Origin of the sequence: Nitrososphaera sp. AFS, from assembly GCF_009898475.1 — an archaeon.
In the GTDB taxonomy this organism is placed as follows: Archaea; Thermoproteota; Nitrososphaeria; order Nitrososphaerales; family Nitrososphaeraceae; genus Nitrosopolaris.
The window spans coordinates 8,935-9,807 of the sequence record NZ_QURE01000049.1; the positions used below are offsets into that span (position 1 = coordinate 8,935).

Annotated in this window: 1 protein-coding gene; it reads left to right on the forward strand. The window is 41.2% G+C overall.

Translation table 11 applies throughout. The annotated features are described in order from the left end of the window. The first annotated feature begins 76 nt into the window (after positions 1-76). Positions 77-199, forward strand: coding sequence for a hypothetical protein (locus DYY65_RS12710; protein WP_255457483.1), 123 nt, complete (start codon positions 77-79; stop codon positions 197-199). The last annotated feature ends 674 nt before the right edge of the window (positions 200-873 follow it).

Here is an 873-nt window from a genome sequence, read left to right on the forward strand (position 1 = left end):
CAGTCCCCACGAGACCAAAGCTCTGTGACAACTATACGTTAGCAAGCTTGAAGATAGTCTTAACAAATGGCCTAAAATGCTAACAAATGGAGATGGTAAAGGTGTGTATTCATCTTTAATATATGTGGATAGTGGAATCCAATATGACCCGGGAGGTGAGGTATGTTCTGAAATCAAATCAGGAGGGCAGGAGGATTAGACACATAGCACAGCTATTACACATGCCCTTTACCGAATATATCGAATAATTAATAAACGCAGAAAATTGAAGAAGAAACTGCCGACTGCAGGGCGCATTTGCTACATAATCTCGAACAGTTGGTTTGATGGACTTTTGACCCGGTATTGAAAAACAGGGTTGTCAGGGCGAACGAATAAAACAACTGCTTTGTGTTGATAATGCATTTGATCGGACATTCGGATTCGCGCATAAACTGCTTGAATAACTTGATTGAGCCCACCAAAGAGTTTGCCCTAAACCAGGCTTTGCCATAAAACCAGTGCCACTAACATTCGATCCCGTCATCGTACCGCCAGAAAATTTCGATGCACTAGGTCGGAGCAGTCACACCGGTAGTACAGCACACTTTTATTCCGGAGACGCCAAGTTGGATTGGACCGCGTAATTGAATAAGAGGTTGTCACAATACTTTGTCATAAGGATGCTTTTTCATACAAGGGAATGGAAACAACGCTGCAAGGTTAGAATGGCCATTTGTAATATGGAATCTAAATCTTCAACTACGGTTTTCGTTTGCTGGCAAGTTGAATCGGTGACGATGCGGAAAGTTAATAGTATTTGTCTAAACCATGCCCCAGTATTTTCTATCAACCAAATATTGCAATTGAATCTCACTGGTTATTATTTTGTAA

Coding starts and splice junctions, on each gene's coding strand:
- DYY65_RS12710 (WP_255457483.1), top strand. CDS start 77: ATGCTAACAAATGGAGATGGTAAAGGTGTGTATTCATCTTTAATATAT.